The 7,507-nt window shown below is 44.3% G+C and carries 5 protein-coding genes, 5 tRNA genes, 1 rRNA gene and 1 pseudogene; 9 read left to right on the top strand and 3 right to left on the bottom strand.

The window, feature by feature from the left end:
- Positions 1-75: 75 nt before the first annotated feature.
- A 5S ribosomal RNA gene (gene rrf / locus B853_RS14465) occupies positions 76-192 on the top strand.
- A gap of 69 nt (positions 193-261) precedes the next feature.
- Positions 262-338 (top strand) — tRNA-Asp (locus B853_RS14460).
- A gap of 553 nt (positions 339-891) precedes the next feature.
- Here the strand turns inward: B853_RS14460 and pssA are convergent.
- The gene (pssA, locus tag B853_RS14455; protein WP_010444438.1) at positions 892-2,232 is read right to left on the bottom strand and encodes a CDP-diacylglycerol--serine O-phosphatidyltransferase; all 1,341 of its coding nucleotides are present in this window, start codon (positions 2,230-2,232) and stop codon (positions 892-894) included.
- A 71-nt stretch (positions 2,233-2,303) separates the two neighbouring features.
- Positions 2,304-2,735 carry a GNAT family N-acetyltransferase gene (locus B853_RS14450; RefSeq protein ID WP_038887812.1) on the bottom strand — a complete coding sequence of 144 codons (432 nt, stop codon included), beginning with the start codon at positions 2,733-2,735 and terminating at the stop codon, positions 2,304-2,306.
- 101 nt (positions 2,736-2,836) lie between these two features.
- Here B853_RS14450 and murB point away from each other — a divergent pair, with 101 nt between their 5' ends.
- Together murB and birA are read left to right on the top strand one after the other, a co-directional pair.
- Entirely contained in the window at positions 2,837-3,880 is a 1,044-nt protein-coding gene (gene murB, locus B853_RS14445) for a UDP-N-acetylmuramate dehydrogenase (protein ID WP_010444435.1), read from the top strand.
- Positions 3,877-4,844: pseudogene (gene birA, locus B853_RS14440) on the top strand (bifunctional biotin--[acetyl-CoA-carboxylase] ligase/biotin operon repressor BirA). The gene murB and the pseudogene birA overlap by 4 nt, the downstream one beginning before the upstream one ends.
- 16 nt (positions 4,845-4,860) lie before the next feature.
- Here birA and coaA read toward each other — a convergent pair.
- Complete coding sequence (coaA, locus tag B853_RS14435; RefSeq protein ID WP_038887814.1) at positions 4,861-5,784, bottom strand: type I pantothenate kinase; 924 nt, start codon at positions 5,782-5,784, stop codon at positions 4,861-4,863.
- A 206-nt stretch (positions 5,785-5,990) separates the two neighbouring features.
- Between coaA and B853_RS14430 the strand changes: the two genes are divergently transcribed.
- The 5 genes from B853_RS14430 to tuf all read left to right on the top strand — a co-directional run.
- A tRNA-Thr gene (locus tag B853_RS14430) sits at positions 5,991-6,066 on the top strand.
- 36 nt (positions 6,067-6,102) lie between these two features.
- Positions 6,103-6,187: transfer RNA gene (locus tag B853_RS14425), tRNA-Tyr, on the top strand.
- A gap of 35 nt (positions 6,188-6,222) precedes the next feature.
- Positions 6,223-6,297: transfer RNA gene (locus tag B853_RS14420), tRNA-Gly, on the top strand.
- Between the two features lie 13 nt (positions 6,298-6,310).
- A tRNA-Thr gene (locus B853_RS14415) sits at positions 6,311-6,386 on the top strand.
- Positions 6,387-6,487: 101 nt separating this feature from the next.
- Positions 6,488-7,507 (top strand): elongation factor Tu (gene tuf, locus B853_RS14410; RefSeq protein WP_128826898.1); only part of this gene is annotated, 1,020 nt, incomplete at its 3' end.

Genomic DNA, 7,507 nt, shown 5'->3' with positions numbered 1-7,507 from the left:
GGGTTTGATGGACTCAATGTAAGAACATTGAATGTGTATAAGAATGARAAACAGCTTTCCGAATTAAAGAATTTGCTTGGCGACCATAGCGATTTGGACCCACCTGATTTCCATTCCGAACTCAGAAGTGAAACGAATTAGCGCCGATGGTAGTGTGGGGCTTCCCCATGTGAGAGTAGGACATCGCCAGGCTTGTTATTTTATTTTCACTTTTTATGAAAAGTGAAGACAAAAACTTAGACTTAAATGTCTAACCAGTGCGGAGCGGTAGTTCAGTTGGTTAGAATACCGGCCTGTCACGCCGGGGGTCGCGGGTTCGAGTCCCGTCCGCTCCGCCACTTATTCAGACAAAGCCCTAGCAGAAATGCTAGGGCTTTTTCGTTTGTGCTATTATTTTGGTCTACGACCAACGAGCCCCGCCGCTCCACCACTTATTTAGAAACCCAGTCTTCGGACTGGGTTTTGTCGTTTTAGAGCATAATAATTTCCCTTTCAGGGAACGAGTCCCGGTTGCCAGCAACCCCGGACTAGGCATCTCCGCTAACTCGCCACTTATTCAGACAAGTAACAAGACCACACCAAAGATTTGATCGTAGTCTTTAAGCCTTTCTTCAAGAAATACTAGTCTCTGTTGAATTACACTCCTTCGGTTTACTCTCTGTAGATTCGTAAATACTGCATTTGAGTGGTTCATTGAAGCACGCTAGGCGGTTCGATAGATCTTTACTTGAGGGAGTGTGGCAATTGTATTATCAGGGCTATTGTTAATAGTGATGTTTCACTATTAGTTGAGCGCTTCGACTAGAACATATTTATCGAGGACTTCTACTGAAGAAATTTATGAGGATAGACAGAAGAGAAAAAGCCCAACTCACGTTGGGCTGAAGATTTTTATAGGATACGTTTTAGTACGCCATCTGCCTTTATACGAGTGATTTTGCGAACAAGTTTCTGCACTGCTTCAGGATAGTCTTCAACTTTTTCAAGTTGCTTATAAGTACAAATCAGCTGGGTGTGCTCTAATATTTTTGCCACTTCGTTCTCGAACTTTTCCGTCATCTTAGCAAAATTATCTTGAACTAGAAGACCGTTCTCTAAATCCAAAGACCACGCTCTCGGGTTTAGGTTGTTGCCTGTTAGTAACATATAGCGCTTATCAACCCAAATGCCTTTTAAGTGGAAGCTATTGTTATCGTGCTTCCATAGGTGGATTGAGAGTTTTCGAGCGGCAATGCTAGCTTCGTGCGACTTTGCAAAGCGACGTAGATTGAGCTCATATAGGTATGGCAGGCCGCCAATTGTTTTAAACTCTTCTTCTGGGGAAATGTAAAAGTCATTTGCGGTTTTATCGCCAACGACAATAGTTACTTTCACTCCGCGCTTTAACGCACGTTTTACTTCTCTGTTTAGAGCTTTAGGGAAATTGAAGTATGGAGTACAGATGAAGATTTCATTTTGAGCGGCTGCTAATAGCTGCACAATTCTTTGGTTTAAGCTATTGCGACGTTTTCCTAAACCGACGAGAGGGGTCACTTTCACTTCTTCTTCTGAAGCCGATTCACTTTGAAAGTTATAATCAGCTCGTGATAAAGATGAGCGCAGCTGGCGAATGGCTGCTTTGATGTCCTTAGTCTCTGGCTTATCTCGATCTGCTAAATCATTTACAGCGGGATGAGCAATCATCTCACTCTGCACAAAATTAACCATACTATCTGCAAGTGGTTTATGCTGAATAACATGATATCGATCGAAACGGTATCGGCCATTATATTGCAGGTATACGTTATTTAGGCTAGCGCCACTATAGATGACGGTATCATCAATAATAAAACCTTTAAGGTGAAGAACACCAAACACTTCTCGCCCGCGGACAGGAATTCCATAAACAGGAATCGCGTGCTGGTATTTCTTTGCATAAGCCTTATAAAGAGCAGAATTGCCCTCAGAGCTTTCTGCACCAATTAAGCCACGTTGTGCACGGTGCCAGTCTACACAGATGTTAATGTCGAGTCCTGGGTTGCGCTGTTTGGCTTCATAAAGAGCAGTCAGAATTTCTCTCCCTGCTTCATCATCTTCCAGATACAAAGCAACTAGGTAGATTCGTGATGTTGCTTTGCTAATTGCTTCAAGAAGACGTGTTCTAAAAGTTTCTGCAGCATGCAGAACTTCGAAGTCTTCTGGCTTTACCGCAAGACTTGGCAACTGCTCGAATGGATTCCTACTAACAATCATATCGGTGTGTGTACCTTAATTTAGTGCAATATTGCGAACCTGATATTTTACCAAAGATATGAATTATCTGGCTACAAAACCCCGCTCTTTAGAGCGTCAGAATTGCTGAATTGCATTGGAATGAGATCTTTACCACTGTCTACATAGCGTAGATAAGCCATTTTTAATGAGTTTGGTAGTGCAGAACTATCAATGGTAGCAAATCCATGTCGAGCGTAATAATTCTCTAAATGCCTAAAAGCGAAGCAGTAGTCACCACTAGTGAAAACTGTGTTTTTGCAATGAGAAAGCAAAGCATCTCCTATGCCACTTCCACGGAACTCTGGAATCACTAACATCCCCGTGAGCAGTCGTGACTTTTCTACGGTTTTCATTCTCAGGAGAGCAATAATGCAATTTTCCATACTGGCGGTAATGATCAGCTCATCTCGTTTGGCCTTGCCAGCAGGGTAATGCGTTTTGTACAACCTCTTGATGAGAGGAAGTTTGATGGGATTTAACACTTCTATGATTAATGAGTCTGGTATTGTCACTGCGGCTAAAAGATAACTAAGGTAGAATGCTTACAGTTTAAGAGAATCTCATCAGGCGTTGCAAATCCACTATGGAAATTAAGAAACACGCGAGCCTTAAGGCTTTCCACACATTTGGTATAGAACAAACCTGTGCGTATTTGACGGTTGCTGAATCTGTCGACGACGTAATTCAGTTGTTCCAAGATAAAGCTTACCAAGACGTACCAAAGCTGTTTTTGGGTAAAGGTAGTAATATGCTTTTTACTCAACCTTATGAAGGTATGGTTATCATCAACCGCTTAATGGGCAAAACCATTACCGAAGAAGATGAGCATTATTTACTGCATATCGCCGGCGGTGAGGATTGGCCGGATCTGGTTAAGTGGTGTGTAGAGCAAGGCATGGGAGGGGTTGAAAATCTGGCTCTTATCCCTGGTTGTGCTGGTTCGGCGCCGATCCAGAATATTGGGGCGTATGGTCTAGAGCTGCAGGACATCTGCGAATATGTCGATATCCTAGATCTCGACAGCTTCGAGATTAAGCGTATGAGTGCCGAAGAGTGTCAGTTTGGTTATCGTGATTCTATTTTTAAGCATGAGCTGTATGAGAAGTGTTTTATCACTGCGGTTGGTCTTAAGCTGCCGAAGCAATGGCAGGCGATTAATCAATATGGCCCTTTGCAGAGTATTCCTGAAGAAGAGTTGAGTCCGCTTTCTATCTTTGAGCGTGTCTGTCAGGTACGAATGGAAAAGCTGCCTGATCCAGCCAAAGTCGGCAATGCGGGTAGTTTCTTCAAAAATCCAGTGATCAGCCAAGATCATTATGATCTCCTTATTCAGCAGCATAGCAATATGGTGGCTTACCCAACACAAAACGGAATGAAGGTTGCAGCAGGCTGGTTAATTGATCAATGCGGACTTAAAGGCGCATCGGTTAAAGGTGCTCAGGTGAACCCTCTACAAGCTTTAGTGCTCACTAATGTTAATAATTGTAGTGCTGATGATGTGGTTGAGCTTGCTTCTCTGGTTAAGAAGACCGTGTGGGATAAATACCAGATAGAGTTAGAACATGAAGTTCGATTTATGAATCGAACAGGGGAAACTAATCTCGCTGATATAGAGGCTGCGCAATGAGAAAGGAGCACTCCGCAAAGCTGCATATTCTAAAGGCATTAAGTGATGGCGACTTTCATTCCGGTGAAGCGCTCGGTCAGGAGCTTGGAATTTCTCGTGCAGCTATCGCTAAACATATCAAAGGCCTAAATGACTGGGGGGGGTTGATATTTATCGCATTCAGGGGCGAGGCTATCAACTCGCACATCCTTTGCAGTTATTAGACGAGGTTAAACTCCAAGCGAAACTTAGTAGCCAAATTGAGCTGATTTCTGTCATTGATTCGACCAATCAGTATTTGCTTGAAAGAGTCAGTGAGTCGGAGAAAGGGCGCGTGTGTCTTGCTGAGTACCAAGCTAAAGGCAGAGGTAGGCGGGGGCGCCAATGGGTTTCCCCTTTTGGAACTAACCTCTACTTATCCATGTACTGGAGGCTAGATGCTGGTATGGCCGCCGCGATGGGCTTAAGTTTGGTCGTTGGCATTGCCGCGGTGGAAGCTATAGAAAGCATGGGCATTCAAGGCGTGAAGCTGAAGTGGCCGAACGACATTTATTATCAAGATAAAAAGTTGGCTGGTATTTTGGTGGAAATGTCTGGTCAAGCCGGTGGTGCTGCACATTTAGTTATTGGTATGGGACTGAATATCGGTATGCCAGACTTGCAACCAGACATCGATCAGCCCTGGACAACACTCAATCAAGTCAGTGACGGTATTGCGATTGACCGAACTCAGCTTGCGATCAACTTAATAGAGCATTGGAAGACCACGTTAGAAGAATATGAAATGACTGGGCTGGCTGGGTTTGTTGAGCGGTGGAATCGTTTAGATAACTTTATTGGTCGTCCAGTCAAGCTACTAATGGGGCCTAGAGAGGTTCATGGTGTTGTAAAAGGAATCGATCAGCAGGGCGGGGTTGTATTAGAAACTGATAATGGTTTGGAGACCTACATTGGTGGTGAGATCTCCCTAAGGAAAAGTGATTAGTGCGTATAGGTAGGCACTATTTCCGCAACGATACCTTATCAACCAAATGGCTTGGGCCTTTATGCAGGATTAAATGGGCTCTCTCTCGAGTCGGAAGTATATTATGTTCCAAGTTGAGTCCATTAATGCTTTGCCAAATGTCCTTTGCTTTGTTCTTCGCTTCATCTTCAGTGAGCTGAGTGTAATGACTAAAGTAAGAACCGGGCTTGGTAAATGCCCCGCCTCTAAACTTCAAGAAGCGTTCGATATACCATTGTTCGATGGTCTCTGTTTCAGCATCAACATAGATTGAGAAGTCTAGAAAATCAGAAACAAACACACGATGAGGGTCATGCGGGTAATCCATCCCACTTTGTAAGACGTTTAACCCCTCAATAATCAATACGTCTGGACGATCGACTTTTTTCCGCTCATCAGTAATGTCATAGGTGATATGTGAATAGACTGGTACTTCTAAGTTTGGTTGACCAGCTTTGACATCAGAAACGAACTCCACCAAGCGTTTAATATCGTAAGACTCTGGAAAACCTTTACGGTGCATGATTCCTTTCTCTTCCAGAACTTTCTTTGGATACAAGAAACCGTCGGTTGTCACCAGCGCAACCTTTGGGTGGTTATCCCAACGAGACAGTAGTGCTCTGAGTAGTCGAGCTGTAGTGCTTTTGCCCACAGCCACACTGCCCGCAATACCAATAACAAATGGCGGAGCATGTTCTTCGGTATTAAGAAACTGTTGTAGTACTGTATTGCGACTTTGGCGAGCTTGAACATATAAGTTCAACAGGCGAGACAAGGGAAGGTAGATCTCTACCGCTTCCTCCATAGTGAGGTTTTCATTAATGCCTTGAAGCGCAGCTAGATCGTCTGCAGAGAGTGTCATCGGAACAGAATTACGTAATTCTGCCCACTCTGCACGATCGAATGACAAAAATGGACTCATGGATCTCTTTTATCCTTGGTTTCATCGAGAGCAAGAACATACAACAAGCTCTGGGCAAAGCAAACGACAAAGCTCGAAAGTTTGCTTTAAAAAGCGAGGTTTGTATGATTTTGCAGCAAACAAATCTAAAAAGAAGAAAATTACGTTTTTTTTTAAAATAGCTATTGCAACCTAGAAAATCATTCAATAGAATGCGCACCACTTATGCCGACTTAGCTCAGTAGGTAGAGCAACTGACTTGTAATCAGTAGGTCACCAGTTCGATTCCGGTAGTCGGCACCATTCTTTCCTTTAGTAGTTAGAATGGCTTTAAAATTTGGAGGGGTTCCCGAGTGGCCAAAGGGAGCAGACTGTAAATCTGCCGGCACTGCCTTCGATGGTTCGAATCCGTCCCCCTCCACCATATTCTTTAGGAAATAGCTCTCAGAGTTACGTGTTGCGGGCATCGTATAATGGCTATTACCTCAGCCTTCCAAGCTGATGATGCGGGTTCGATTCCCGCTGCCCGCTCCACTCTAATTTGAGTGCTGATATAGCTCAGGTGGTAGAGCGCATCCTTGGTAAGGATGAGGTCGGCAGTTCGAGTCTGCCTATCAGCACCAGCTCTCAAAGTTATCTCCTTTTGATATAAGATTTACCAATAATCTTTTTTGGTTGCGTGGTCAATTCGGGCCACCTAAATCCGTACCTAGAGGGACTACTCATGTCTAAAGAAAAATTTGAACGTGTAAAACCGCACGTAAACGTTGGTACTATCGGCCACGTTGACCACGGTAAAACAACTCTAACTGCAGCTATCTGTACAACACTTGCTAAAGTATACGGCGGTGCTGCTCGTGACTTCGCATCTATCGATAACGCTCCAGAAGAGCGTGAGCGCGGTATCACAATCGCTACTTCTCACGTAGAGTACGATACTCCAACTCGCCACTACGCGCACGTTGACTGTCCAGGACACGCGGACTACGTTAAGAACATGATCACTGGTGCTGCACAGATGGACGGTGGTATTCTTGTAGTTGCTGCTACTGATGGTCCAATGCCACAAACTCGTGAGCACATCCTACTAGGCCGTCAGGTTGGTATCCCTTACATCATCGTATTCATGAACAAATGTGACATGGTTGACGATGAAGAGCTACTAGAACTAGTAGAAATGGAAGTTCGTGAACTTCTATCTGAGTACGACTTCCCAGGTGATGACCTACCAGTTATCCAAGGTTCTGCACTAGGCGCACTAAACGGCGAAGAGCAGTGGGAAGCTAAGATTGTTGAACTAGCAGAAGCGCTAGATTCATACATCCCAGAGCCAGAGCGTGCAATCGATCAGCCATTCCTAATGCCTATCGAAGACGTATTCTCAATCCAAGGTCGTGGTACAGTAGTTACTGGTCGTATCGAGCGCGGTATCCTAACTGTAGGTGACGAAGTAGAAATCGTAGGTATCAAAGAAACTACAACTACTACTTGTACTGGTGTTGAGATGTTCCGTAAGCTTCTAGACGAAGGTCGTGCGGGTGAGAACGTTGGTGCACTTCTACGTGGTACTAAACGTGACGAAGTAGAGCGTGGTCAAGTACTAGCAGCTCCTAAGTCAATCAACCCACACACTAAGTTCGAGTCAGAAGTATACGTACTTTCTAAAGATGAAGGTGGTCGTCACACTCCATTCTTCAAAGGCTACCGTCCACAGTTCTACTTCCGTACAACTGACKAACTGGTG

This window comes from Vibrio rotiferianus CAIM 577 = LMG 21460 (assembly GCF_002741985.1).
GTDB lineage: Bacteria > Pseudomonadota > Gammaproteobacteria > Enterobacterales > Vibrionaceae > Vibrio > Vibrio rotiferianus.
The sequence above is the reverse complement of the archived record's forward strand: the minus strand, read 5'-3'. Positions and strand labels throughout refer to the sequence as shown.